Source organism: Danxiaibacter flavus, from assembly GCF_041060425.1.
GTDB lineage: Bacteria > Bacteroidota > Bacteroidia > Chitinophagales > Chitinophagaceae > Danxiaibacter > Danxiaibacter flavus.
On record NZ_JAULBC010000003.1, the window covers coordinates 387,582 to 413,965 of the forward strand.

The 26,384-nt window shown below is 42.1% G+C and carries 21 protein-coding genes; 15 read left to right on the forward strand and 6 right to left on the reverse strand.

Annotated features, from left to right (window positions below):
• The first annotated feature begins 206 nt into the window (after positions 1-206).
• Both QTN47_RS12055 and QTN47_RS12060 read left to right on the forward strand, forming a co-directional pair.
• Positions 207-905, forward strand: a complete 699-nt coding sequence (locus QTN47_RS12055) for a hypothetical protein (protein ID WP_369329630.1) — start codon at positions 207-209, stop codon at positions 903-905.
• Between the two features lie 10 nt (positions 906-915).
• Positions 916-1,692: an Fpg/Nei family DNA glycosylase gene (locus tag QTN47_RS12060; RefSeq protein WP_369329631.1), complete on the forward strand. Its 777-nt coding sequence runs from the start codon at positions 916-918 to the stop codon at positions 1,690-1,692.
• Here QTN47_RS12060 and QTN47_RS12065 read toward each other — a convergent pair.
• Positions 1,689-1,880, reverse strand: a complete 192-nt coding sequence (locus tag QTN47_RS12065) for a hypothetical protein (RefSeq protein WP_369329632.1) — start codon at positions 1,878-1,880, stop codon at positions 1,689-1,691. The two genes, QTN47_RS12060 and QTN47_RS12065, sit on opposite strands and share 4 nt — an antisense overlap.
• Before the next feature lie 492 nt (positions 1,881-2,372).
• Here QTN47_RS12065 and QTN47_RS12070 point away from each other — a divergent pair, with 492 nt between their 5' ends.
• On the forward strand, positions 2,373-2,834 hold the full coding sequence (locus QTN47_RS12070) for a YbhB/YbcL family Raf kinase inhibitor-like protein (protein ID WP_369329633.1): 462 nt from the start codon (positions 2,373-2,375) through the stop codon (positions 2,832-2,834).
• Between the two features lie 41 nt (positions 2,835-2,875).
• Here QTN47_RS12070 and QTN47_RS12075 read toward each other — a convergent pair whose 3' ends face one another.
• Positions 2,876-3,097, reverse strand: coding sequence for a hypothetical protein (locus QTN47_RS12075; protein ID WP_369329634.1), 222 nt, complete (start codon positions 3,095-3,097; stop codon positions 2,876-2,878).
• A 74-nt stretch (positions 3,098-3,171) separates the two neighbouring features.
• A complete protein-coding gene (locus tag QTN47_RS12080; protein WP_369329635.1) occupies positions 3,172-3,369 on the reverse strand; it encodes a KTSC domain-containing protein in 198 nt (65 codons plus the stop codon).
• 240 nt (positions 3,370-3,609) lie between these two features.
• Between QTN47_RS12080 and QTN47_RS12085 the strand changes: the two genes are divergently transcribed.
• The 3 genes from QTN47_RS12085 to QTN47_RS12095 all read left to right on the forward strand — a co-directional run bounded on the left by QTN47_RS12085 (position 3,610) and on the right by QTN47_RS12095 (position 8,332).
• Positions 3,610-6,036, forward strand: a complete 2,427-nt coding sequence (locus QTN47_RS12085; RefSeq protein ID WP_369329636.1) for a TonB-dependent siderophore receptor — start codon at positions 3,610-3,612, stop codon at positions 6,034-6,036.
• A 134-nt stretch (positions 6,037-6,170) separates the two neighbouring features.
• Positions 6,171-7,145, forward strand: a complete 975-nt coding sequence (locus QTN47_RS12090) for a 2-hydroxyacid dehydrogenase (protein ID WP_369329637.1) — start codon at positions 6,171-6,173, stop codon at positions 7,143-7,145.
• 149 nt (positions 7,146-7,294) lie between these two features.
• Positions 7,295-8,332, forward strand: coding sequence for an aldo/keto reductase (locus QTN47_RS12095; protein ID WP_369329638.1), 1,038 nt, complete (start codon positions 7,295-7,297; stop codon positions 8,330-8,332).
• A 127-nt stretch (positions 8,333-8,459) separates the two neighbouring features.
• Here the strand turns inward: QTN47_RS12095 and QTN47_RS12100 are convergent, their stop codons facing one another.
• Both QTN47_RS12100 and QTN47_RS12105 read right to left on the reverse strand, forming a co-directional pair.
• Positions 8,460-8,606, reverse strand: coding sequence for a DinB family protein (locus tag QTN47_RS12100; protein WP_369329779.1), 147 nt, complete (start codon positions 8,604-8,606; stop codon positions 8,460-8,462).
• Between the two features lie 137 nt (positions 8,607-8,743).
• The gene (locus QTN47_RS12105; protein ID WP_369329639.1) at positions 8,744-9,262 is read right to left on the reverse strand and encodes a DinB family protein; all 519 of its coding nucleotides are present in this window, start codon (positions 9,260-9,262) and stop codon (positions 8,744-8,746) included.
• Positions 9,263-9,468: 206 nt separating this feature from the next.
• Between QTN47_RS12105 and QTN47_RS12110 the strand changes: the two genes are divergently transcribed.
• Positions 9,469-10,011, forward strand: coding sequence for an SRPBCC family protein (locus QTN47_RS12110; RefSeq protein ID WP_369329640.1), 543 nt, complete (start codon positions 9,469-9,471; stop codon positions 10,009-10,011).
• Between the two features lie 432 nt (positions 10,012-10,443).
• Here QTN47_RS12110 and QTN47_RS12115 read toward each other — a convergent pair whose 3' ends face one another.
• Positions 10,444-13,065, reverse strand: a complete 2,622-nt coding sequence (locus QTN47_RS12115; RefSeq protein ID WP_369329641.1) for a PKD domain-containing protein — start codon at positions 13,063-13,065, stop codon at positions 10,444-10,446.
• Between the two features lie 629 nt (positions 13,066-13,694).
• Here QTN47_RS12115 and QTN47_RS12120 point away from each other — a divergent pair.
• The 8 genes from QTN47_RS12120 to QTN47_RS12155 all read left to right on the forward strand — a co-directional run bounded on the left by QTN47_RS12120 (position 13,695) and on the right by QTN47_RS12155 (position 26,370).
• On the forward strand, positions 13,695-14,279 hold the full coding sequence (locus tag QTN47_RS12120) for an RNA polymerase sigma factor (RefSeq protein WP_369329642.1): 585 nt from the start codon (positions 13,695-13,697) through the stop codon (positions 14,277-14,279).
• Positions 14,280-14,386: 107 nt separating this feature from the next.
• A complete protein-coding gene (locus QTN47_RS12125; RefSeq protein WP_369329643.1) occupies positions 14,387-15,394 on the forward strand; it encodes a FecR family protein in 1,008 nt (335 codons plus the stop codon).
• A gap of 178 nt (positions 15,395-15,572) precedes the next feature.
• The gene (locus tag QTN47_RS12130; protein WP_369329644.1) at positions 15,573-19,115 is read left to right on the forward strand and encodes a SusC/RagA family TonB-linked outer membrane protein; all 3,543 of its coding nucleotides are present in this window, start codon (positions 15,573-15,575) and stop codon (positions 19,113-19,115) included.
• Between the two features lie 11 nt (positions 19,116-19,126).
• Complete coding sequence (locus tag QTN47_RS12135) at positions 19,127-20,536, forward strand: SusD/RagB family nutrient-binding outer membrane lipoprotein (protein WP_369329645.1); 1,410 nt, start codon at positions 19,127-19,129, stop codon at positions 20,534-20,536.
• Between the two features lie 224 nt (positions 20,537-20,760).
• Positions 20,761-22,857 carry a S9 family peptidase gene (locus QTN47_RS12140; RefSeq protein ID WP_369329647.1) on the forward strand — a complete coding sequence of 699 codons (2,097 nt, stop codon included), beginning with the start codon at positions 20,761-20,763 and terminating at the stop codon, positions 22,855-22,857.
• Entirely contained in the window at positions 22,854-23,864 is a 1,011-nt protein-coding gene (locus QTN47_RS12145; protein WP_369329648.1) for an N-acetylmuramoyl-L-alanine amidase family protein, read from the forward strand. Before QTN47_RS12140 ends, QTN47_RS12145 begins: the two co-directional genes overlap by 4 nt.
• Before the next feature lie 6 nt (positions 23,865-23,870).
• Positions 23,871-25,442, forward strand: coding sequence for a serine hydrolase (locus tag QTN47_RS12150; RefSeq protein ID WP_369329649.1), 1,572 nt, complete (start codon positions 23,871-23,873; stop codon positions 25,440-25,442).
• A gap of 25 nt (positions 25,443-25,467) precedes the next feature.
• Positions 25,468-26,370 carry a serine hydrolase gene (locus QTN47_RS12155; protein WP_369329650.1) on the forward strand — a complete coding sequence of 301 codons (903 nt, stop codon included), beginning with the start codon at positions 25,468-25,470 and terminating at the stop codon, positions 26,368-26,370.
• Positions 26,371-26,384 lie beyond the last annotated feature (14 nt).

Consider the following 26,384-nt stretch of genomic DNA (forward strand, 5'->3'; position numbering starts at 1 on the left):
AACAACCGGCTTCTCAATTTCACAAAATTGAGCCTGCGTAGAATTTTCGCCACTATTTGAGGTTTATTTATCTATAACGATGCCGGATCTATGTTCAGGCGAGAGAATCTGCTTCTTTTGAACGCCTTCAACTGATATGCGATACTGGCAGAATCTTTGAACCTGTTATAGCGGCACAATAGATTTAACATATTACATGCATGTTTATGACCACACAGACAAAACCCATCAAAAAATCAGTGAAGCGTAATGATGCAGCAAAAGACATTGCAGCTTCTTATAATGCTTTCAAAGATTACAAGGGTCAGTTTTACACAGGAATGAAAGTTGGGAGAAGCCACAAATGGAATTACGATAAAGGCATCTGGAAGGAGACAAAAGTAACACCCGAGAGATGGGAACTGGTATACGATGTGATCAAGCGCCGCGCAGGACATGCACCTGAAGGCTCCGGCGTTCCGGTTGGCACTGCATATCACTGGTTTATACTTTCTCATCAATATGTTGAAAAACTGAACGCAGATGATTACACTACATCAATGATTGGACTTAAATTCAAGCTTGCGCATAAACGCGCGGTCACCAATAAATGGAGTACATCCGATGCAACTCAGCGAAAACATCTTATCCAAATACTGAAAGATTTTATTGATGAGCTTGAAAGAGAACCAGAAAAAACCGTTCCCATCCAACTTGATTTTGAATATAAAGGCAAAAGATACGGAGGTGTAGCTGTGCCGGTTATGTCGAGCTGTAACGAAGGAACCTGTTTACAACTGGATATACGGCTAAACAACAAACACCTTGGCGTAATAAGATCCACCAAAGATGGCTGGCGCATGACAGGCATGAAGCAGGGCCTGATAAGCGCTATCGGTGAACAAATTAATAAATGGTACGAGTAAATATTTTATTATGCCTGAACTACCCGATCTTGAAGTATTTAGCCGGAACCTGACCAAACATTTGAAAGGCAAGCGTATAGCTAAAGTTGTGTGCAACAGTAAAAAGCTAAACGTTTCGCCGGCCAGGCTGAATAAAGACCTGCAGGATAATACGGTCAAAAACTTTACACGCGAGGGAAAAGAACTGTACCTCAATACGAGAGAAGGAAATATACTTGCCTTACATTTAATGCTTCACGGACAATTAGCCTTATCCGATAATGATGAAAAACCCAGGCATGTGATTCTTCAACTTGTTTTTAGCGATGGTAGCAGTCTTTCGCTTACAGATTATCAGGGTGCGGCGAAACCAACATTAAACCCGGACGAAAAAGAGGCTCCCGACGCTCTTGATAAGAAAGCGAATGCAGCTTACTTTTCAAAAGAATTTACCGGCAAAAGAACAAGCGTGAAGAATATGCTGATGGATCAGTCGTTTATCAGAGGTATTGGAAATGCATATGCAGATGAAATTTTATGGAAGTCAGGTATCTCACCTTTTTCAATAGCGGGAAAAATTCCGCCCGATAAAATAAAAGCGCTTGTTAAAGCCATTAAATCTGTGGTAAAGCAAGCCGAGAAACAGATTCTGAAGGCAGATCCCGATATTATAAGTGGAGAAATAAGAGATTTTCTTTCAGTGCATAACGCAAAAAAATCCAACACTCCGACCGGCACCCCCATTAAGAAAAAAGCTACCGGCGGGCGAAAAACATACTATACAGATGAACAAAAACTATACGCCTAATCGTCCTGGTTATCTTTCTTTTGATTTGGCTCAGGTTCAATAAACTCGGGCTGATCCTTAAATTGTTTATCACTAAGACTTGGTTCAGGGTAATTGTATTTTTCATGGGCCTTCCGATCATGCCTGATGGATTTATCTTCGGAACCTTTTTTAACCTCTTCAGGATGTTTTTTATCTGTGTTTTTCATGATCTGTTTTTTTATAAAATTTCAAAAATTATGCCTTTGCTTTTTATCGATCATACACTGGATCTGCATCTTTGTCCGCTTGAGTCATTACTTTGTTATAAGTAGTCGAAATCTAAAATATGCCCGGACGCAAATAAGCGACCGCCCCAGGAAGCGTTACAACACTAAATACAAGATTGAAATCTTGCGTAGGCATAGTAATGAGTTTTGAGGGAATAGGTCGCATAATCCGTGCCTCTAAATCTTCTCCACATTACTTTTATGGGATTTATAAAATAACAAGTCCTGCCGATAAAAGACGTTAATCATTCATCCTCCGGACAAAACAACCTACACAATTTGAGTTCAACATTGGCACAGTTGTGGTGGCTATATAGGCGATATTAAAGGGTAATCTGCAAACAAGGAATCAAAAGGCTTCGGATATGACGTTCCGAAGCCTTTTGACATCTTACACGATACCCACTTTCAACTACGCCAAAAATTGTTGATATGATAAACTCCAAACAGAAAGTTTTAACTATTTCCAGTACGGCATTCAACAACGAAACCAACATTCCGGTTAAATACACTTGTGATGGAGATGATACTAATCCGCCGTTAACAATAACCGACATTCCTGAGGAAGCGCATTCACTGGCGATCATAATGGAAGATCCTGACGCCCCTAAAGGCACGTTTACACATTGGCTCGTATGGAACATTCCCGTATCTCACCACATAAAAGAACATGCGAATCCGGGCATCAGCGGAAATAACAGTGCAGGAAAAACCGGCTACCACGGCCCTTGCCCTCCATCCGGATCACACCGCTATTACTTTCATGTATATGCGTTAAATGACAAATTGGATTTACCCGTGGGTGCAGACAGGGCTTCACTTGAAAAATCTATGACAGATCATATTTTGGCCCAGGGTTCCATTATGGCGCATTATCAAAGAGCAGGCAAATAAAAAAAGCCTTTGAAGATTTTATTTCCAAAGGCTTTACAATTTTAATAATGCTTGCTTGCCGTGTCTTTATGTTTTTTCTTGGTAGAATCTTTCCATTTATTAGTTGAATCTTTCATCTTCTTTTTGTTCTTGTGCATCATTGTGTCCTGATCGTCCGCATAAGTAGCGGCCAGTAAGCTGTTACTGTGCTGCGTGTATGAGCCGCCGATTGAAATAGCGGCCAAAGACGCGATAAGCACGAGTGAAAACATTAGTTTTTTCATGGTAAATGTTTTTGATAAAGCTTCAACTAGTATGCCACGCGGATAGTAGTTGCCCTAAATAAGAAGAGCTCATTTCAGGAGACTTTTTTATAGTCAAATTTTCCTTTTATATGCGTGTTTAAATAGGTTCCCTTTGAACGGGCATTCTTAAGATCCACGTAAACAGACGCCGGCACATGCAGGTAATCATAAACGGAGCCTGACACGTAAATGACACGCAATATTTCCGTCGGTGCGTCATAGCTATATTTGGCAATTACAGATGATGGCATAAAATTCTGCTATCGGTGCATATTTGTTGACTGTTAACCCACCTCAAACATTATACTAAAACGAATTTCCGGTCTTTCCCAAAAAAAACAACGAGACTCATGCCGGATCGTCCAATGCCGTACAATTGTCATTCCTACACTTAGAGTTAAACGATTTCCGATTCCGTAAACTGATTTCCTGATTTGATAAATGCAAGTTTTAACAGCGGCCCATTTTTGCAAAAAATTCAGAGAGAAAATATGAACTACAGCTTTAGAATCAGACGACTACTCAGCCTTCCTGTACTCATTGTTCTTACCTTAAACAGCTTTGCTTTTACGGGTGGTGAGGGAGATGACGAAGGCAATGGAAGCATTAGAGGCAAAGTAAGTACAACAGATAATAAACCTGCAGCCATGGTGAATGTGATACTCAAGAACTCGAGGAAACGTGTATTGACTGCTGATGACGGATCTTTCACACTGCGTAATATTAAACCCGGGGAATATCAACTTGAAATTTCACTGGTAGGCTACGAAACGCTTGAACAAAGTGTTTTGGTTGAAGCAGGCAAAAGCGCTCAACTAAATTTGCAGCTAAAAATATCCGAAAAAGAGCTGGATGAAATTGTAGTAAAAAGTGGAATCAAGGGCTACAAAAGCAGCAATATTTCTCCATCACTTCGTTTGCAGGAACCTTTACTGGATGTATCTCAGAATATTCAGATTGTAACCGGTAAAGCGTTAGCTGACCAACAGGTGGTAAGCATGAGCGATGGCGTGATCAGGAATGTCAGCGGTGCTACAAGACTTGAACACTGGGCTGACATGTACACAAATATTACCATGCGCGGATCTCAGATACAGGCATTCCGCAACGGTTTTAATTTTGTAAACTCTTATTGGGGGCCCCTTACAGAAGACATGAGCTACGTAGACCATATTGAGTTTGTAAAAGGTCCTGCCGGTTTTATGCTTGCAAACGGCGACCCCAGCGGTTTATATGATGTTGTTACTAAAAAACCGACGGGACAGACCAAAGGTGAAATCGCATTAACCTTGGGCAGCTTTGATATGTATCGCGCTTCATTAGACCTCGACGGAAAACTTAGTAAAGACTCCAAAGTGCTGTACCGCCTGAATGTTGCTGCTCAAAATAAAAATTCTTTCAGGCAGTTTGAATACAACGACAGGTATAGTATAGCTCCTGTAATTTCATATCAAATTGATGACAAAACAAAATTAACCGCAGAATATACCTGGCAACATGCAAAGATGTCTGATGTAGGTTCTTACTACGTATTTTCCACAGACGGTTATGCTACCCTGCCACGTGAGTTTACCACAATGCCTCCAGGCCTTGCTCCTACTGTTATTGACGATCACAGCGTATTTCTGAACCTGCAGCACCAGATCAGCAGCAACTGGAAGTTTACGGCCCAGGCTGCATATTCCAAATACAAGCAACAGGGGTCTGATCTTTGGCCTGCAGCGGTAAATCCTGATGGCACAATGCTAAGAAGCATGAGCATCTGGGATGCACAAAGCCACATGTCATTAGGCCAGGCTTTTATTAATGGAAACGTAAAAACAGGAAAAATTCAACACCGTATACTGGGTGGCATTGATGTTGGCACCAAAGCATATATGGCAGATTGGAGCCAATACCACATGCTGGATACTGCAGGCGCTGAATTTAATACAAAGAATCCTGTATACGGTGTGCCTGTAAACGGCTACCCAACTTTTGACAGAACGCTTAACCTGGAAGCAAGGTCTGTAGCATCGGGCGGAAACATCGATCAGAGCTACACAGGTCTTTATGCGCAGGATGAACTTGGATTTTTTGATAATGTACTCAGACTTACTTTAGCCGGGCGTTATACATTTGTAAAACAGGATGAATGGGGCGGCTCACGCTATTCTGCAAAACATTTTACACCACGCATAGGCCTGAGTGTATCTGTTGATAAACAAACTTCTGTATATGGGTTATACGATCAGGCATTTATTCCCCAGTCAGGAAAATTAGCAGATGGCGGCAAAGTAAAACCGATCACCGGCAATAATATCGAGTTCGGAATTAAAAGAGATTGGTCCGGTGGCAAATGGAACACATCTGTATCAGTTTACAGAATATTAAAAGAAAACGAATTAACCACAGACCCGAACAGCCCACCTACTTCTGGCCTCAGCATTGTGATGGGTCAAAAAAGAGCACAGGGCGTCGAGTTTGATCTCAAAGGTTCTATTGCCAGCGGACTTAACCTGATTGCCAACTATGCTTATACCGATTCAAGAGTAACCAAAGTGGCTGATGGTGTAACCGGTATGAAAGTCGGCGATGTTGTTCCCGGTTATGCAAAACATACGGCAAACGCATGGTTAAGTTACCAGGTGCAAAACGGTGCACTTAAAGGCATTGGCGTTGGCGGCGGCGCTACCTGGATGGGTGACAGGGCTACAGGCACATGGAGCAAAACCAATCCGCAATTCAACCTGCCAAATTATTTCAGACTGGATGGAAGCATTTTCTGGGAGAAAGAAAAGATCAGGCTTTCATTGAACATGCAAAACATGCTGGATGAATACCTGTACAGCGGAAGCTATTACGATTATTTAAAAGCATACTACTGGCAGGCCGAAGCACCAAGAAATTTGAGATTTAATATCACCTATAGATTCTAAAAGTAACCCTGGCAATTAGCGACAAAATATACAGGTCATACAATGCATTTTGTATGACCTGTTTGCTTTTTAAAAAATTGGTTACCTGCTCCGTTCTGATTATTTATTAATTTGGCTACTTATATAAATCAGGCATGAAGGTTTTTATCACAAAGGTTATACCAGAGCAGGGTTTGGAAGTACTGCGCACAGCGGGCGTTTCAATTACACAGTTCTCAGAGAAAAGAGAATTAAGCACAGAGGAAATTATAGATGCCTGCATAAAGCATGATGCGTTATTGAGTGCTGGCAAGAACATTATTGATGAAGCATTTCTTGAAAAATGCGGTCATTTAAAAGGCATCTCACTATTATCAGTGGGGTATGACAATGTAGATATCCCGGCAGCGACAAAACACAAAATACCGGTAAGCAACACACCCGGTGTTTTAAGCGGGGCTACATCCGATATTGCATTGCTGCTTATGCTTTCAGTTTCGCGAAAAGCTTTTTACTGGCACAGCATCATCGGAAAAGGTGAATGGGATTTTTTTGAACCTACTGCTGGCCTGGGCGTTGAGATAACAGGAAAAACACTGGGTATTTTCGGCATGGGACAAATTGGCTCTGCGCTTGCGCGAAAATGTAAGTCAGCGTATGGCATGAAGATTATTTATCACAACAGGTCACGCAATGCAGAGGCTGAGAAAGAATTAGACGCCACTTATGTTAGCTGGCACGAACTGTTGGAACAAAGTGATATATTATCTGTTCACGCAAATCTGAGTAGTGAAACACAAGGTTTATTCAATATGGACGCATTCACCAAAATGAAACCATCCGGGATTTTTATTAATACAGCAAGAGGCGCAATACATAACGAGGGGCACCTTATTGAAGCACTTGAAAAAGGAATGATCTGGGGAGCAGGCCTTGATGTTACCAATCCCGAACCGATGGCGAAAGACAATCCTTTGCTTGATATGCCCACGGTTTGCGTATTGCCGCATATTGGTTCAGCAACTTTAGAAACAAGAAGCGTTATGTCTGTAATTGCAGCGAGGAATATTGTCGCAGCCTTGCAGGGAAAACAAATGCCACAGGTTATTAACCCGGAAGCTTATAGGTAGTAGACCGTAAGATAGTAAGACAGTAAGACAGTAAGACCGTAAGACGTGTAAGATAGTGGGAGCGGTTTTCGACAATACAACGTTTTCATCATAAGTCATAAATTTGAGCTTACGGTGGATCATCACATAAAATACTAAAACCTTTCTTTATGGAGTACAGACAACTGGGTGCATCTGGTTTACAGGTTCCTGTTCTAAGTTTTGGAACGGCCACATTTGGCGGTGGTAATGACTTCTTTAAAGCCTGGGGAAGTACGCAGGCAGAAGAGGCTACCAGGCTTGTTGATCTTTGCCTGGATGCAGGCGTTAACCTGTTTGATACGGCTGACGTTTATTCACAGGGTTTGGCAGAAGAAATATTGGGCAAAGCAATCAGCGGCAAAAGAGACAAGGTAATCATTTCAACAAAAGCAACTTTCCCTTTTGGCGAAGGCCCGAACAGTATGGGTGCATCACGCTTCCGCTTGATGAAACAAATAGAGGGAAGCCTTAAAAGATTGAATACGGATTATATAGACATCTATCACATGCATGGCTTTGACGCCAATACACCTGTTGAAGAAACACTGCGGACACTGGACGATCTTATTCAAAGCGGAAAAATAAGATATATCGCTGCTTCCAATTTTTCAGGCTGGCACATGATGAAATCACTGGCAATCTCTGAAAAACACGGATGGAACAGATATGTGGCCCACCAGGTTTATTATTCCCTTGCCAACCGCGAATACGAATGGGAACTGATGCCGCTGGGCGTTGATCAAAAAGTGGGCGCAATTATATGGTCACCGCTTGCGGCAGGAAGGCTTGGTGGCAAATACCGCAGGGACAAACCAATACCACAGGAGAGCCGCGTGGCACAAGGCGGAAGTCCGGTTCCTCAATTTGCCGTGAATGAAGCAATATTTTATAATACGATAGACGCAATGGATGATATTGCAAAAGAGACGGGCAAAACGCTTGCCCAGATAGCACTTAACTGGCTGTTACAAAGACCAACTGTGTCAAGCATTATCATTGGTGCACGCAACGAAGAACAACTTCATCAAAACCTCGGAGCAGTTGGATGGAACCTCACCGTAGATCAGCTAAAAAAGCTGGATGCGGCAAGTGAAATACCTACTATCTACCCATACTGGCATCAGAATGAAAGACCATCTCTTGTGCCGGCACCGAAATTTTATTAGCTGTCAGCTATTAGTCAAATAACGGCTGCATGAAACAAATCAGGCAGCCGTTACATTTCCAGTATTCGCACATTTGCATTTCAATCTCTAATCCCTTAATCCTCCAAATCCAGGCTAAGAATCCTGGTTAAAACTCCCGATCCCAAAAGAACGGCGGCTGAATTCCCAATGAACGCAGATACACATATCCCTGCGCCCGATGGTGTATTTCATTATCGATAAAATACAATAGGCTGCTGTAAGCAGGACCTTCATATTGTTCATTAGCTATCAGCTATCAGCTCTTAGCTATTAGCCAAGGGTATGGCTGCACTGAAACAAATCAGGCAGCCATTACATTTCCAGTATTCGCATATTTGCATTTCAATCCTCCAATCCCTTAATCCTCCAAATCCAGGTTAAGAATCCTGGTTAAAACTCCCGATCCCAAAAGAACGGCGGCTGAATTCCCAATGAACGCAGATACACATATCCCTGCGCGCGATGGTGTATTTCATTGTCGATAAAATACAATAGGCTGCTGTAAGCAGGACCTTCATATTGTTCAAATGATTTGATCACTTCCTGGAAGCGTTGTGGTGGTATCAGCGGCCACAGAGAATTGATCTGGGCTGTTATTTCATCCCAGCGATGAAGTACCTCTTTCTTTGTTTTTGCGAACGAGTTTACGGAATGATCACCTTCGGGCAGGCGGCTCCATTCATTGGTGACGATACCATGAATGCCGGGACCCGCAATATCAATCAGCTCAATAACCATTTCATAAAAAGGACGCATCCCTCCTATCGAGTAGCTGAAAAATTCATTTTCAGGAAAGGCTTCTATTACGCGACGGGTTAAACTGCGATGTCCCTGCCAGTGACGCAAAAGCTCTTCGGGAGTAATTACAACTGTTGTAGCTGCTGCTGTGGTGTTAAGTAAGTTGCTCATAAGAAAGTATTAATTTGTTTGGAATATTAGTTCCCTACAAAGAGAATACGGGTAAGTGACAACAGTATGTCAGCATGTTTTAGTCTAAATTTTTTTTCTTTCAAAGAATTTGATTCGTGATCAAATAGCCGGGCATGCCTTAAATAAAGATTGATTATTAGCGCTTTTCGTTATTTATTTGTACTTTTTAACAAACAAAGCCTATTATGAAAAGAGTTCTCAAAATCATTGGAGTCATATTTCTGCTGATCATCGCTATCGTGCTCATCGGCGGGATATTCACGGCAAAAAAATATCATTTCGAAAAGAGCATCAGCATTAATGCACCGCAAAGCGTTGTATGGCCTTACATTGGCAACCTGCAGGCAACCACTAAATGGATGCCATGGATGAAAATGGATCCAAACATACAATCAGGCATTGAAGGCACTGACGGAACTCCCGGCGCAAAATATTGGTGGAAGGGAAACGATAAAGTTGGAGAAGGCAACATGGTGATCAACTCTGTTAATCCACCACAAGAAACAGTAATTGATCTTCATTTCATAAAACCGTTTGACAGCAAAGCCGTTACCAGGCTTACGGCTCAAAATGAAGGAAGCGCAACAAAAGTTACCTGGTCAATGGATGGAACCAATCCATACCCGTTAAACTTCATCAGCAAAGTCATTTTCAATATGGATGCAATGCTTGATAAAGATTTTGGAACTGGCTTAAATAATTTAAAAGCGATGTGCGAGAAACAGTGAACTTCAGACAGTATGTATAAGTAAGGTGTCGACCGCGCCAACGTTTCGTTATAAACAACAGGCCTAAAGCCTAAAGCAAAGCCAAAAGCTGACCGAAGTAAAGTTTTTTAAACCTTATAAGGCATATAAGAGCAAATAAGTATTTTGCCTACAATAATATTGCACTTTGATGGATTTATATTTACTTAGCCAGACCGGACTTTCACCATTGACTATTGACTATTCACTAGTTGTATAAAAGTTGATGAGTAGTTAGTAATAAATAAAAGGAAACAAAACATTATTATAGTCAGTTTTCTTAGCCAAAGATCCATCATTCAAAAAAGACTGAATAAGGTAAAACACATTGATCTCACAAAAAAGGAAGGGCAGCAATGAAACGCATTTCATTACGGCCCTTTGCTTTTTATATTAATTCCGGTTTATAATAAACTAGCTGCCGGCCTTCACAAATTTCCCTGTGAATTTTTCATTGCCGACAAAAATTTCAACGAAATACACGCCTGACATAAACCCTGCTACGTTAATATTATCCTGCCAGCTTGCAAATTGTTTGGTGGCAGCATTTTTTAACAGCATGGTTCTTCCGCTCATATCAGTCACGCGGATTGAAACTCTGCCGGATGAACTATTATTCAGCATCAGCTGCAGGTTATCTCTTGTTGGCACAGGAGCCAACTTCAACGTAGCCTGTTGTTTTGCTGATTCAGCAACGCTGCCGGGCGTAGCAAAAGATGATGATGTTACTGTTGCGGAAGCTATAGAAGATGCAGCTGTGTCCGTAGCCGCCACACGTGCTGTTGAAGAAGCTACAGTAAATATGATTCTTGCGGTGGCAGAAGCTTTACTATCGCTTATCTTAACCTGGTAAGTGTATGTACCGGCTACAAGCTTGCTTAAAGTAATTGCCGGCTTTGTAGAATCTGTATACACAGCACCCTTAGGTCCCGCTATATAACGCCAGTCATATTTTGTGATCGTTCTTCCCGGTACAGTGTAAGATGCAGATGCATCTAAAATAACCGAGGTAGCAGAAACGGTTACCGGCGCCTTGAATACCACTACCGGACCTGTAGCATCATCATTGGTTACAGCAATGTTTGCCGTTGTGGAAGCCTTAACCCCGCTGCTGTTGGTCACCGCTAATTGTACGGTATAAGTGCCTGCTGCCAGATTGGAAAGCGTTGCTTTTGATGAGCTGCTGTTTACCAGGGTATATCCTGTAGGCGCTGAGCTTACACTCCAGGAATAATTGGTAATAGTAGCACCACTGCTTGTTGTGGAGCCTGTTCCGTCAAGTGTTACAGAAGATGTTGGCAGAACAACACTCGATGGTGCGCTGATTTTTGCAGATACCGTTGTAGATGCAACTGTTGCCGCAAAACTTACTGTTCCGGACACACTGGTTGTACCATCAGAGATTTTTAGCGCATAGGTATATGTTCCGGTCTTTAGATTGCTCACCGTTATTACTGGTTTTGTAGAATCAGTATACGTAGCGCCTTTTGGTCCGGAAATATAGCGCCAGTCATATTTTGTTATAGTTCTGCCAGCTGCTGTATAAGATCCGGATGCGTCCAGTGTAATTGATGAGGTTGTTACACTGGATGGTGCTTTGAAAACGATTACCGGCCCGGTTACTGTTGGATTACTTACAGTAAAGGCAGCTGTGTCAGCAGATGTTGCTCCCTTATCATCTTTAATCGTCAGCTTGAATTTATAAGTTCCTGCACTAAGCTTGGTAACACGTGTAGTTGCCGAGCTGGGAGAAACTATCGTATAACCTGTAGGCCCGGACAAACATGACCATGTATAAGTTGTTACAGTTCCACTGGCATCAGTAGACTTAGTTCCATCCAGCGTAACCGAATCTTTGGGTAATGTAATATTTGATGCCCCATTGATAACAGCCACAGGTCCCTGCGTTGCCGCATTCACAACAAGTGAAGCACTGGCTGTCGCAGTTACACCATAATTATTTGTAACGGTAAGTTGCAAACTATACGTTCCTGCCGCTACGTTTGACAATGTGGCTTTTGAACTTGTGCTGCTGCCAAGCGTATAGCCAGACGGACCAGATACAACTTTCCACAGATAAGAAGATATAGTAGCTCCATTGTTTGTTGTGGAACCTGTTCCATCAAGGGTAACAGAGGTAACTGGTAGTGTTACTGATGCGGGCACCGTTATTTTAGGATATACATTTGTTGTTGGAGTTGTTGGTGCTGTCGTAGATGTGCCCCTCGTGTACTGAAGCATCCACTCGTACACATTCAATCCTCTCGGACGAAAATTGGGATCGAATGTTTGTGTCCATGAGTCATGACCGCTTGCATCAAACACATCCAATAATGGTTGAGTAGGCATTTTAGGTACGTACTTTGCGAGGCTGTCGTGCCAGCTTATAGAATAGGATGGCGGAACAGTCGGATCGATCTTGTTTGTACAAAGCCAAACAGGAACGTTAGCCGTAGCAAGCGTTCTTACAGTGTAGCTGTTGGGCCTGGAAGCTTCAGATGCTGTAACTGTAGCCGCAATTGTTTTTGAAACGTTTCCATCGTTTGAAGAATAGTACATGGCATTACCTCCGCCCATGCTAAGTCCCGAAAGGTAAATACGCGTTGTATCAATACGATACTTGCTTTTCATGTATGCTATCAGGGCCTTGTAATCGCTCATTATCCATTGACTATTTTTCATTTGCGGACAAATCACAATAAATGAAAACGTTTTGCCATTTACAGTAAAAGTCTTTGGAAACGTACCGTTGTTGATCAATTTTGGGGGGCCATTTTTTAATACAAGCTGTAGTGCGCTTGTTGACCCATCACCCTGCTCTCCTACACCGTGAAAAAAGAAGAGGACCGGATATTTTTTTCCGGAAGTTGCGTAATCAGCCGGAAGATATTCCCAATAGCCGCCAATGTTACTTGAGATGGAAACTGTTCTGGGGGTGTTTGTTTGTGCATCTGCCTTATTTAGGTTGGCCAGGCTGAGCAAAAAAATAGCCATCGCGAACAGCGTTCGCATTGAAATTGTAAAATTTCGGTGCATGTGACTAGTTGTTTTAGAATAATTGGAATTTGTTGGTTACAAAATCTAAAGGAATGGCTTGATGTGTAATCATGTGGTACCGATTTCTCTTTTTAATGCTGACTCCCCTTGGAAACAAATTTTTTGCCAACGACGACCTATCGTAATCGGTTACACAACGGACATTCCGTACTTAGCCATGATTATATGTATTAAAGCGAATTGTTTAGACAATAATGTTATTTTTTTTGTCTTTTTGGGTTACATATTAATTTAAGATATATTCTTTTGTTTTTCTATGTTAATTATTGTTAGTATCTTACATTATCATTTTTTATCATGCCAGTTCTGTTTTCATAAATCGGAATAAAGGATTGATAATCGCAAGAGAAAACCGGCCTTCATATCGTTATTAAAAAAATATTAAAGCAGAAAATAACACATTAAATATTTTGTAATGTTTTACATTTTTCTAGTATGTTGCATAGAACAGGCTAAAACAATCATTTACGATACAAGTGGCAGAAATGGATACTCAAGTTGGTGTCTAATCGTCAATATCTCAATATGATTATTAAAAAATATTATATCATAAGGAGTTTTACTTTTGAAATCATTTTTTCTTATTTTTAAGCAATAAACAACACTAATTGCTGACTAATCGGGATTCTACTAACCAAACGTTCGTTCATACCATAGACGAAAAAACATCGCAACATTTTGAGGCTTTGTATGAAAAACATGCAGACTCATTGTTTGCACTTGCGTTCAAAACAACCAAATCTTCAGATCTGTCTCAGGATATAGTTCAGGAAGTATTCTTAACATTATGGTCACATCGCACTGAACTCCATACAATTAAAAACATAGATGCCTGGCTGTACACAGTGACCGAAAACAAACTGATCGATTTTCTCCGGAAAACAGCAGCTGACAATCGTTTACGTGAAATCCTTTGGAAAAGATCCCAATCCACATTAAACGAAACCGAAGAATTTATCAACGCCAAAGAGTGCAGGCGTTCCATACAACAGGCAATAAAAAGCCTGCCTCCGCAGCGCCAGCTTATTTACCGGCTTAACCGCGACGCCGGTATGAATTACAAAGAAATAGCGGATGCACTTTCCATATCCAGGCATACAGTTAAAAACCAGCTTTCGAGTGCCTTACAGGCAATCCAACGCTTTATCTCAGGCAGTATTGGATTAATGTTTATCCTCCTTTCAGTTTTATAATTTTTTTTTGATTGGAATAGGAACATTCGTTTCCTCCTTCGTCATTGTCTGATAGTAGCTATGCAGTCATGTTCATCAGCTGCAGAAAGAAAAACATTATCATACGAATGGAAGAAAGGATCAAATACCTGTTTCGAAAATATCTGAATAACACCTGCTCGAAAGAGGAGTTTGATGAGTTGTTTGCACATATGCAGATAGAAGATAACGACAGTTTTATCCGGGAAGTACTACGGGAAGAAACCTACCATAATAAAACCAACCAGGCATCCGCTGCTTATGTAGATGAGTTTGGTAATCTATCAGGATTGATAAATAACAAGACCAATGCAGCACATTTATTTACAAATAAGAAACGGAGAAAACGGATGCTTGTGCAGGCATGTACCGCTGTTCTTATTATTGCGGCGTCTTTATTTGGAATGACTTATCAACATAAAGACACTTCCGTTAGTAACCATGTTCCGGCGGCTGTTTCGCACATCAAAAAAACAACTGAGCGATCAGAATATAAATACCTGCTACTGCCTGATAGCACACAAGTATGGCTGAATGCAGCAAGCAGCCTGGATTTTCCCGAAAATTTCAACCCGGCTAAACGGGAAGTAACGTTACAGGGAGAAGCGTATTTTGATGTGAAGCATGCAGATAAGATTCCCTTTATCATTTACACGGGCAAAGTAAGCACTGTTGTAATGGGCACTGCATTTAATATAAAAGCATATCCTGATCTCGAACGAATAACAGTTTCGGTACAAAGAGGAAAAGTGCAGGTAAGATACAGCAACAAGCAGATTGCCATGTTAACCAGGGGTGAAGAGGTAAGTATTGGCAACACCACACGTATAATTAAGGAGAAGAAGTTTAAAGAAGATGAACCGATAGCATGGCATGAAGGTAATCTTGTGTATGATGACTACACCATTGGCGATATACTTGCTGATCTCGAAAGGGTGTATAATGTAACCATTCGTGTAGAAAGCCCGCAGCTTAAAACCCTGCGCGTTTCTACCTCTTTTAAGAGAACACAGGGCGTCGATAAAGCATTGCAGATCCTTTGCAGGCTTACAGACACAGAATTAAAACAGGAAAATGGCACCTATGCCATCAAATAATATTCAATAAATAGTACTGACAATTATAATGATATCAGAAAACTGACTAATAACCAAAACAATAAAAAAGCAATGTCACCACCCGGTTAAAAAAAAAATGGACCGAACCAGTTGCGACCTGGAACGGCCCTCGTTTAAAGTAAATACTTTTTGAGAATTTTTTAAACTAACCAAAGCTATGAATTTGTATCTAAAAATACATGGCATTGCCGTGCTGTGTATTGAGAACCTTCGATCCCGTTACAGCAATGTGACCGGATGGAAACTGAAAGTGTTACTCATGAGAATTGTTATCCTTGCTTTTTTTCTAACGCTGAACGGAATGTTGATTGCGGGTCCTACCACCGGCCAGGATCTCAGCAAGATCAGGATTTCCGTCGATCTTAAAAACGTATCGCTTAAAACGGCTCTTCGCAAAATTGAAACGGAAACACGTCTTCCATTTTCTTACAAAACCAGCGATGTTGAGTCTTTTGAGAACATCAGCCTGGAAGCTGATGATGTTAGCGTAGACAAAGTTCTTAACGAAGTGCTGACCAACACGGGACTTCAATACGAGCTTGTTAATGCAAATGTCATCATCAAAAAGAAGCTGGCTGGTTCTGCCGGTTATCAAATGATACTCTCCTCTCCCACGCGTTTTGCCACCGGCGGAATAAAAGGAAAGGTGACCAATCAAAATGGTGATCCGTTATCCAATGCTTCAGTTGTTCTATTGAAGACAAGCATTGCAAAAGCAGCAGATGCAGATGGCTCATTTTCATTAACAGATGTTAAACCCGGAACCTATCAGTTGCAGATCTCTGCAGTAGGCTATCTTCCGGAAACAAGAAATGTTACTGTTTCGGATAATGCTGTTACTGAAGCTAACTTTCTGCTGGCAGAAGACAAAAGCAATATGTCTGAAGTAACGGTGACAGCTTTAGGCATCCGCAAGGAAAAAAGATCATTAGGTTACTCCGCCCAGGAAGTAACCGGCGAAGCCATTGCATCCAGCCATCAGCCTAATATTGTGAACGCGTTGCAGGGACAGGCAGCTGGCTTGCAGATCAACTCTGGAGGCGGGGCTCCCGGCCAGGGTGCAAAGATCGTTCTGCGTGGCATCAACTCGCTTGATCCTAACCGCGACTTTCAGCCGCTGTTCGTAATTGACGGCATCCCTATCGATAATACCACGGATACAAAAGATGGTTCCAGCTTAAACGGAATGGGTAACCGCGCAGCAGACATCAACCCGGACGATATAGAATCAATCAATATTTTAAAAGGTGGCGCGGCCACAGCGCTTTACGGATTACGTGCAGCAACAGGTGCAATTGTTATCACAACCAAGTCCGGTAAAACCGGCAAACTGAGAGCCAGCTTTACCAGTACGTTGAGTTTGGATAACATTAATAAATATCCGGAAACGCAAACCACTTACACACAGGGTTGGTTTAACGAGTATGATTCCACAAGTTTCTGGCCGGCTTACGGTCCTACAGTTAAGGAAGCAAAGGCGATCGATCCGAATCACCCTGATCAGTTGCACAACAACTACAAATATGGATACGAAGGCGGAATGTCTTTCAGGAATAGCCTGAATATTTCCGGTGGTACTGAAAAGGCAGTTTTCTCCGGAGCCTTCTCTCAATTCAGCCAGGATGGTATCATGCCTTTCACCAATTACAAGAATTTTTCAGCTAAGGCTGGCGGAGAATTTAAGTTCTCAGAAAAAGTGCGGATGGGGACTTCACTCAATTATATAAACTCCGGCGGACGGCATGGCAACTCTGATCGTTACAATGAGAACCTCACTTACTTCGCGCCAAACCACGACATCTGGGATTATATGAAGCCGGATGGCACACAAAAAACCATCGTTGGTTCAGATAATTACAATCCTATTTACCTATTGTGGGCAAAAGATTATGAAGACAATGTAGACAGGGTTATTTCCAACACACACTTTACGTATTCTCCGTTTAAATGGGTGGATATTAATTATCGTTTCGGCGCTGATGTGTACAATGATTCACGTTCACAAACAACACCCGGTCCGTTAGGTGTTCCTGATGAGATCTATGCACCGGATGATCTTGGTTACGGAACCATCATGGAATACAAGATCAAAAACACAGTGCTGAACTCTACTTTAATGCTCAATTTCAAAAATGATATCGGCAGCCATATCAAATCATCCTTCAAAGTGGGACATGATCTTTACCAGACTAAAAGGACATCTGTCTACACAGAAGGCGACACACTGGTGGTTCCTACATTTTATAATCTGAGCAACGCGAAAAGAGTAATTGGTAACAACTATTTGCGCGAATACCGGATCGTTGGTGTATTTGCTGACTGGACACTGAGCTGGGATAATTATTTATACCTGACGTTAACGGGAAGAAACGACTGGACATCTACGTTATCCAAAGAAAACAGGTCATTCTTTTATCCTTCAGCCAGCTTAAGCTGGGTGTTTTCAGAAAATCTTCGTTTACCACAATGGTGGTCTTACGCAAAGGCACGTTTTTCAGTAGCTAAAATTGGTAAAGATGCTGTTGCTTATGCAACATCTTCAGGCTACAACATAGGCACACCGTTAACCAATGGCGTATTGCCTTTTAGTCTTTCTACACAGACAGGAGATGCAAATCTTCGACCCGAGTTCACAACTTCCTATGAAGGTGGCGTTGAATTAAAGTTCGCCAATAACCGCATAGGATTGGATTTTACATACTACAACAATACAAGTAAAGATCTGATCATCCCTGTAAAAGTACCGGTTACAAGCGGTTATGATCAGATCTATCTTAATTCAGGAAGCATTCGCAACCAGGGCGTTGAAGTGAGTGTTTCTGCCACACCCATCCGCAGCAAAAATTTCACATGGGATGTGCGCGTGAATTACACCATGAACAGGAACAAAGTGCTTTCCATCTATCCTGATCTCACTGAGATCACTATGGGCAGTCAGTTCGGCTATTTAAGTTCAACTGTAACACAAAAGTATATTCCGGGTTATCCCGTAGGCGCATTATTCGGACGTACTTACCAACGTTACTTTGGCAGTGATACAGAAGATCCGATGAGACTTGATAAAAGCCGTCCTATTGTTATAGGAAGCAACGGATTCCCCGTTTTAAACCCAGCATCTAAACAGCAATATATTGCTAACTCGCAACCAAAATGGATCGGAAGTTTAGGTAGTACTTTACGCTACAAGAGTTTTTCACTGGGCTTTTTATTTGATGCACAGCAAGGCGTGTACCGTTATAACCAGTTAGCCAACTTTATGGGGTCATTTGCATTGCAAAAAGGTTCAGAAAACCGCAATGATGTGATCGTATTCCAGGGGGTTACTGCCGACGGAAAAGCCAATACAAAACCGGTTTGGCTCGGCCAGGGCACAGGGCCGGATGGCGTGGATTATGGTAACGGTTATTATCGTAACGTATACAGAGGCGCTTCTGAAACATTTATTGAAGACGCATCCTGGATCCGTTTACGTTCGCTTAGCCTTGGCTATACATTACCTCCGCAATTTGTTCAACGCTCACGGTTCATTAGCGGCGCCACGTTTACCGTGTCAGGAAACAACCTGTGGTTAAAAACCAAATTTACAGGCTTTGATCCGGAATCAAGCTCTACCAGTTCAGGTGATGTGGCTGATGGATTTGCAGGTTTTACTTATCCTGCCGTACGCAGTTTTATCTTCTCTTTAAACCTCACCTTCTAAAACCTGTAATCATGAAAAGAAATCTCATCATATGTTTAGCTGCGGGGTTGTTACTATTTACAGGCGGATGCAGCAAATATCTTGACAAACTGGATAACCCCAACCTTGTTACAGATCCTCCGTTAAATGGTTTGTTGGCTGAAGCCACATTTCAATCCGGCATGGATGTGTATCGCATGGGTGATATTGTATCTTATTACACACAATACCTTGCATCTAACTCCAAAGGGAGCGATGCTGATATTTATAATGAAGTAGATTATTCTACTACATGGACAAATTTTTATAACACCATGATGAACATTCAGCAAATGATCACACTTGCTGAAAAGCAGGGAGCATCAAAACACCTGGGTGTTGGCAAAATTCTAATGGCGCTTAACCTCAATATGCTTGTTAACTCATTCGGAGATGTGCCATACAGTGAAGCTTTAAAAGGACAGGAATTGTTGGTGCCAAAATTCGACGATCAGGCTACGTTGCTGGCAACATGCATGCAATTGGTTGACGATGGTATTGCAGCATTAAAACAGACTGACGCCACCCTGGATCTGAATGCAGCAAGCGATGTAATTCACGGTGGAAGCGCAGACGCATGGATCAAAACAGGCTATGCTTTAAAAGCAAGATTCCTGAATCAATGGTCAAAAACCAGCGATTATAAGCCTGCAGATATTCTTACAGCATTAGGTACTGCTTATTCATCTAACGCTGACGACGCCCAGCTTACTGCTTTCAGCGGAAGAAGCCCGTGGAACCAGGTTGCATACGATAACTCTGTCCTTGATCTGGACGGCTGGATGAGCACTCAATTCATAGATGCAACCAATGGCAAAACCTACGGCATATTCGATCCCCGTCTTCCAAAAATCGCTACACTTACCAAATTCGGTGACTATAGAGGAACACCTAATGGAGCAGGAAGAATAGGCACAGGAACAGACAATGAAGAATCATATTTATCTCTTGATGGCTTCTATTCAAAAAGCGCGGCACCGTTGCTTGTGATCACTTACGCAGAAACAAAGTTCATTGAAGCTGAAGTTGCATTCAGAACAAATGACAAAACAAGAGCATACGATGCTTACCTAGCCGGCATTTCTGCAAATATGGATAAACTTGGTGTTAGCGGAACAGACAAAGCCACATACATGAATAATCCTGCAGTAAGTGTTGGTGCGGCTAACCTTACACTTGATCTTATCTTTAAGGAAAAGTATGTTGCCATGGTGCTGAATCCTGAATCATGGGTTGACGCCCGCCGGTATGACTATAAGTACAAAGATTTTGGTCTTCCTGTAGGTGCAGTTATGAATACTTTTATAAGGCGCGTTGCTTATCCAACTGTTGAAACCAGCCGCAACGGAGCGAATGTACCTACCATTTCAGGTCTTGATGAAAAATTGATCTGGGATAAATAATTTTGAACCAAACAAGTTTTTTTGATTTGAACCATATAAGGCATATAAGAAAATATAAGGATCTTAGCGAGTATACAACACGTTAATAAAAGTCCTTATAATCTCTTATATGCCTGATTTAAAAGACCGAACCATATACGAAACAAGCATACATTAGATCTGTCAGCATAAAATCTTATATTCCCTTATATGCCTTATATGGTTCAAAAAATCATTATACAGTTATGAAAAATTGTTTCCTGCTTCTTCTGGTTTCCTTCATTTTTCATGACTGTTTACACGCACAACGATTCACACTGGAAGCGGCACTTGCTTATCCTTTTCCCAACGAGTTGACAACATCTGAAAAAGGATCTTCAATTGCGATGGCTGTTAATGAAAAAGGTAAAAGAAACGTGTATGTGGCTAACGGGCCGGACTTTGTGTTACGGAAGCTCACGGATTACAATGAAGACGACGGGCAGGAAATAACAAGTATAAAAATATCACCAGACGGCAAATGGGTTGTTTACGTAAGAGGCGGAGATCATGGGGCATTTGATGAAACCATCCCAAGAAATCCCGCATCCCTTCCAACTGCGCCAAAAATTCAACTGTATAGTATTCCTTTTGCAGGCGGCAAGCCGGTTTTACTGTCTGATGGCGAATTTCCGGTAATATCGCCGCAAAGTGACAAAGTAGTTTTTATTAAGAATGGCCAGGCATGGAGTGTTCCCATAGATGGCTCTCAGCCTGCAAAGATGTTGTTTTATGCCAGAGGTGAAACAAACTCACTTCAATGGTCGCCGGATGGCAAACAACTCGCTTTTGTTTCATCGAGAAACGATCATTCTTTCATTGGCATTTTTACGGACAGCCTGTCTCCTATTCAATGGCTCGATGCTTCAATAGCAAAGGATCAGTCACCCAGGTGGTCACCTGATGGGAAAAAGATTGTATTTATCAGGAGAGCTGCAAGCGGGGGAGCTATAGATTCTCTCACTGTAGATAAACATGTCCCCTGGTCAATATGCGTTGCAGACGCTGCCTCAGGCAAAGCACAAGAGATCTGGAAAGCTCCGGAAACATTAAGAGGTTCTGTCCCTGAAACACAAGGCAGATTTAATTTAAACTGGGCGGCTAACGAACGGATCATTTTTGTGTCGTACATGGATGGCTGGCCACATATTTACTCGATAGCGGCAACAGGCGGTCAACCAGTGTTACTAACGGATGGTGCCTTTGCGGTAGAGCATGTAAAGTTAAGCCCGGACAAAAAATGGGTTCTCTTTAGCACCAACACAGGACCGGACAAATACGATTACGACCGGAGGCATATCGCCCGAGTTCCCGTAGACAAGCCAGCAATGGAAATACTGACGCCAGGCACAGGCATTGAGACTTTTCCGATGCTTACCGGCGATGGCACAACACTCGTATTAATGAGTGCAACAGCACAGCAGCCACCGCTTCCGGCGATCATGAAGTTTGCGCCGGGCAAACCTGTATCGATCGGTGGACAATTACTACCTAAAGATTATCCTTCCGGCAAAATGGTAGCACCCACATCTGTTCAATTCAAAGCTGCCGATGGCAAAACTGTATATGGACAGTTGTATATGCCAAAAGAAGGTCCGGCAAAGAAGCCAGCAGTATTATTCATACATGGCGGGCCTGAAAGACAAATGTTGCTGGGATGGCACTATGGCGACTATTACGCAAATACTTATGCGCTGAATCAATATCTTGTATCGCAGGGATTTATTGTGCTTTCGGTAAATTATCGTCTTGGCATTGGCTATGGCTTTGAATTTCAGCAGCCGGGAAATACATGGAACAACGGCGCATCTGAATATTTAGATATAAAAGCTGCAGGCGAATGGTTATCAAAACAACCAGCGGTTGATGCAAAAAAGATTGGTGTATATGGCGGTTCATACGGCGGATTTTTAACAGCACTGGCACTGGCAAAAGATTCAAAATTATTTGCGGCCGGTGTAGATATTCACGGCGAACATAACCTGATGGTATTTGCACCGGATTACTCAAATGTTCAACAGGCACCTGATGCAGAACTATCCCGTAAATTAAGCTGGCAATCATCGCCGGTTTCTTCACTGGACACATGGACATCCCCGGTTTTGTTAATTCATGGTGATGATGACGGCAATGTACCATTTCATCAGACTGTAGATCTGGCTAAACGTTTTATGGAAAAGAAATTTCCTTTTGAAAGTCTTATCATTCCCGATGAAACACACCACTGGATGAAACATTCCAATGCATTAAAAGTTGACGAAGCCGTAGCCGATTTTCTCAAGCGAAAACTGATGACCCCATGAAACCCATTGTGATTGTAATATTTCTGTCGCTTTTTTTTAGCAGACTATTTGCAGCGGACACAACTGTGCTTCGCGGAAAGATCATTTGTGTAGACGCCGGGCACGGCGGCACTGCACTTACAGATCTCTACAGACAGGGGCCTACGGGCGAAAGAGAAGAATGGATCAACCTTCGCGTTGCAAAACTACTTCAGGAAAAACTGCAACAACAAGGCGCAACCGTTATAATGACACGGATCTCTGATGATACAATCGCGCTTGAAAGACGTGCACAAATTGCTGTTGAAAATAAAGCCGACATTTTTATATCCATACATCATAATGCAACGGCTGATTCTTCGGTTAATTTTCCCATTGTATTTTTTCACGGGGCGGTTTCAGAAAACAAAGCCAGTGTTGCTTTGGGAAAAAGCCTGATCACCGCATTGCAAAAAACACTGTATAAACGACCGGCACAGGCAATGGTGGTTTCTGATTATACCATCTTTCCTACTAAAGGGGCCAATGTGTTACGCAACACTTACGGCATACCGGGCATAATTGGTGAGGCTTCTTTTTTTACCAATCCGCGGGAAGAGGACCGGCTCAAACAGGACGAGCACAATCAGAATGAAGCGACAGCCTATGTTGATGCGCTTGTTAATTATTTCAACCAGCCGAAAGAGGAGATCCTGCCCATGCAGATCATGCAACAACTTCCTCCGTTTATTGTGTATGAAGAATCAAGCAGAATGAATGTTGACGCGCGTAAATGGCTCACAGACTATAAAAACGCGATCAAACTTGCTAAATCAGAAAACAGTAAAAAAATAAAACAGGCATACCTGTTATTCAAACGGTCCGCAAGTTCTTTTCCTGATTCATATGTGGCAGGAGAATGTCATCGCAACATTTCGATACTGGCAGCGAAGCTGGGAAACAAGCTTGAATCAGAACAGGAAAAACTGCGTTGGAAGGAATGTTATGTACAGCTAAAAAACGGAGTAGCAGCCTCCATTTCAAAATAACCTTCAATGAAATACAAAAGCATTTTCCAGCTTGTAATTGTAACACTTTTGTGTACATCAGTGTTCGCTCAAAATGGCGATGATCTGCCACCGAAACTGGACGAGTATATCACAAAAGTGCTGCAAACATTCAACGTTCCCGGGATGAGTGTGTCCATTGTTAAAGATGGAAAAGTTGTGCTGGCAAAAGGATTTGGCGTAAAAAAATTGGGCGAAGCAGCTCCCGTAGATGAACATACATTGTTCTCCATTGCCTCTAACTCGAAAGCATTCACAGCAACAGCTCTGGCTTTGCTTGTTGAAGATGGTAAGCTGAAATGGGATGATCCTGTAATCAATTACCTTCCCTGGTTCAGAATGTCTGATCCTTATATTACGATGCATTTAACTGTTCGCGACTTGTTGGTGCATCACAGCGGTATTGGCGCTTACGCAGGTGATTACCTCATCTTCCCGCCATCAAATTATACGAGGAAAGAAATTGTTGGCAAAGTGGCCAGGCTCCCTATGGCGCATGATTTCAGAACCACTTATGCTTATGACAACATCTTGTACCTGGCTGCAGGAGAAGTGATATCAGCGGTATCCAATGTGGAATGGGAAGATTTTGTAAAGACAAGAATACTTGATAAAATAGGAATGAACGAAACGACTACCCGGTTCTCTCAAATGAAATTACAACCCAACGTTTCGTCAGCTCACATCCGTTATAAGGATTCTGTGCGTGTGCTCGAACATTATAGTGAACAGGCTATCGGCGATGCGGGAGATCCGGCAGGCGGCATTGCTTCAAACGCTACAGATATTGCCAAATGGATGATAACGCAACTCGACTCTGGTAAAACGCAGCAGAAGGTTCAACTTTTTAAACCAACAACAACAAAAGAATTGTGGAAGATCGTTCGCCCCATCCCAATAGAAAAAATCTCCCCGGACATTTCACCAGCCCAAATGGATTTCTGGGGATATGCACTTGGATTTAGGTCATACAATTACCAGCGATACAAAATTGTTGGTCATGGCGGCAAACTCGATGGCTTTGTCTCGCAAGTTGTTATGGTGCCCGATCTTAAAATGGGTATTACCGTACTGACCAACCAGGAATCAACCGGCGCATATTGGTCCGTAATCTATCATGTGCTTGATTATTACATGCACAATAAACCTTTTGACTGGATCGCAGGCTACAAAAAAATAATGGATTCAAGCATTGCTAAGTCAAAATCTGAGCAGGTTCCCATTACGCTTCCCGATGAGTCAATCGGAAAACCACCATTGCCTTATGAAAAATATGAAGGGGTATACCGGGATGCGGTGTATGGCGATCTGTCAGTCACCAAAGAACCAACGGGTCTGGTTTTGCGTTTCACACACACGCCGCAATTTACAGCGGACCTAAAGTATTTTCAGCACGATACATTTATTGCAAAGTTTCGCAATCCAGACCTGCGATCGGATTCATACGTAACATTCGCATTAAATCCCGATGGAAGCATTGACCAGGTTAAGCTAAAGATCATTGATCCGGATTCTGATTCAAACTTTAATGATCTGTTGTTCAGATCGACAAAAAAATAATACATCAACCTTTAAAACAATCTTCATGAAAGTTTTCAGATATATTGTTTGCATGCTTTTTTCCATCAGCATGTGTTCTGTATATGCGGCGATGGATACCACTCGGCTAAGACAACAAATAATGGCGGAATTTGCCAAAGAGCCATCCGGAACGTTTGCGGTTGCGTTTAAGGACCTCAGCACCGGACAACAATTCTTTATTAACGGGCATGACAATTTTCATGCAGCCAGTACCATGAAAACACCTGTTTTAATTGAGACTTTCCGCCAGGCAGCCCTGGGAAAATTTGCAATAACAGATTCCATATTGGTGAAAAATACCTTCTCAAGTATAGTTGACGGAAGCCCGTATTCACTCGACTCAATGGATGATAGTGAAAAAGATCTTTACACGCTTATCGGAACAAAATTGCCTATCTCTGATTTGTTGTACAGAATGATTACAAAGAGTAGTAATCTTTCAACCAATATTATCATTGATCTTGTTGACGCAAAAAATGTAACAAGCACCATGCGCAAATTGGGTGCCAATGATATACAGGTATTGCGCGGTGTAGAAGATGATAAAGCTTTTGAAAAGGGCCTTAATAATACAACCACAGCCTATGACCTGATGGTTATTATGGAGCATATCGCGAACGGAAGTGCAGTGAGTAAAAAAGCCTGTGATGATATGATCAGGATCCTGATGGATCAGCACTTCAGAGATATCATTCCAGCCAAACTTCCGCCAAGCGTTAAAGTTGCCAGCAAAAGCGGATCTATAACAGCGATATGTCACGATTCCGGCATTGTATTTCTTCCCAACGGAAAAAAGTATGTTATAGTCTTGCTTTCAAGAGGCGTGCAGAACCAGGCCGCATCAACAGAAGTACTTGCAACGGTGTCCAGGATAATTTATGATCATGTAACCCAGGCATCAAAATAAACAAGCAAACACTT

Bases quoted from the DNA above. Each gene is read 5' to 3' on its own strand.
- QTN47_RS12110 (WP_369329640.1), top strand. From the start codon at position 9,469: ATGAAAAGAGTTCTCAAAATCATTGGAGTCATATTTCTGCTGATCATC.
- QTN47_RS12130 (WP_369329644.1), top strand. From the start codon at position 15,573: ATGAATTTGTATCTAAAAATACATGGCATTGCCGTGCTGTGTATTGAG.
- QTN47_RS12115 (WP_369329641.1), bottom strand. From the start codon at position 13,065: ATGCACCGAAATTTTACAATTTCAATGCGAACGCTGTTCGCGATGGCT.
- QTN47_RS12065 (WP_369329632.1), bottom strand. From the start codon at position 1,880: ATGAAAAACACAGATAAAAAACATCCTGAAGAGGTTAAAAAAGGTTCC.
- QTN47_RS12060 (WP_369329631.1), top strand. From the start codon at position 916: ATGCCTGAACTACCCGATCTTGAAGTATTTAGCCGGAACCTGACCAAA.
- QTN47_RS12080 (WP_369329635.1), bottom strand. From the start codon at position 3,369: ATGCCATCATCTGTAATTGCCAAATATAGCTATGACGCACCGACGGAA.
- QTN47_RS12140 (WP_369329647.1), top strand. From the start codon at position 20,761: ATGAAAAATTGTTTCCTGCTTCTTCTGGTTTCCTTCATTTTTCATGAC.
- QTN47_RS12055 (WP_369329630.1), top strand. From the start codon at position 207: ATGACCACACAGACAAAACCCATCAAAAAATCAGTGAAGCGTAATGAT.
- QTN47_RS12150 (WP_369329649.1), top strand. From the start codon at position 23,871: ATGAAATACAAAAGCATTTTCCAGCTTGTAATTGTAACACTTTTGTGT.
- QTN47_RS12085 (WP_369329636.1), top strand. From the start codon at position 3,610: ATGAACTACAGCTTTAGAATCAGACGACTACTCAGCCTTCCTGTACTC.
- QTN47_RS12125 (WP_369329643.1), top strand. From the start codon at position 14,387: ATGGAAGAAAGGATCAAATACCTGTTTCGAAAATATCTGAATAACACC.
- QTN47_RS12095 (WP_369329638.1), top strand. From the start codon at position 7,295: ATGGAGTACAGACAACTGGGTGCATCTGGTTTACAGGTTCCTGTTCTA.
- QTN47_RS12145 (WP_369329648.1), top strand. From the start codon at position 22,854: ATGAAACCCATTGTGATTGTAATATTTCTGTCGCTTTTTTTTAGCAGA.
- QTN47_RS12155 (WP_369329650.1), top strand. From the start codon at position 25,468: ATGAAAGTTTTCAGATATATTGTTTGCATGCTTTTTTCCATCAGCATG.
- QTN47_RS12075 (WP_369329634.1), bottom strand. From the start codon at position 3,097: ATGAAAAAACTAATGTTTTCACTCGTGCTTATCGCGTCTTTGGCCGCT.
- QTN47_RS12070 (WP_369329633.1), top strand. From the start codon at position 2,373: ATGATAAACTCCAAACAGAAAGTTTTAACTATTTCCAGTACGGCATTC.
- QTN47_RS12090 (WP_369329637.1), top strand. From the start codon at position 6,171: ATGAAGGTTTTTATCACAAAGGTTATACCAGAGCAGGGTTTGGAAGTA.
- QTN47_RS12105 (WP_369329639.1), bottom strand. From the start codon at position 9,262: ATGAGCAACTTACTTAACACCACAGCAGCAGCTACAACAGTTGTAATT.
- QTN47_RS12135 (WP_369329645.1), top strand. From the start codon at position 19,127: ATGAAAAGAAATCTCATCATATGTTTAGCTGCGGGGTTGTTACTATTT.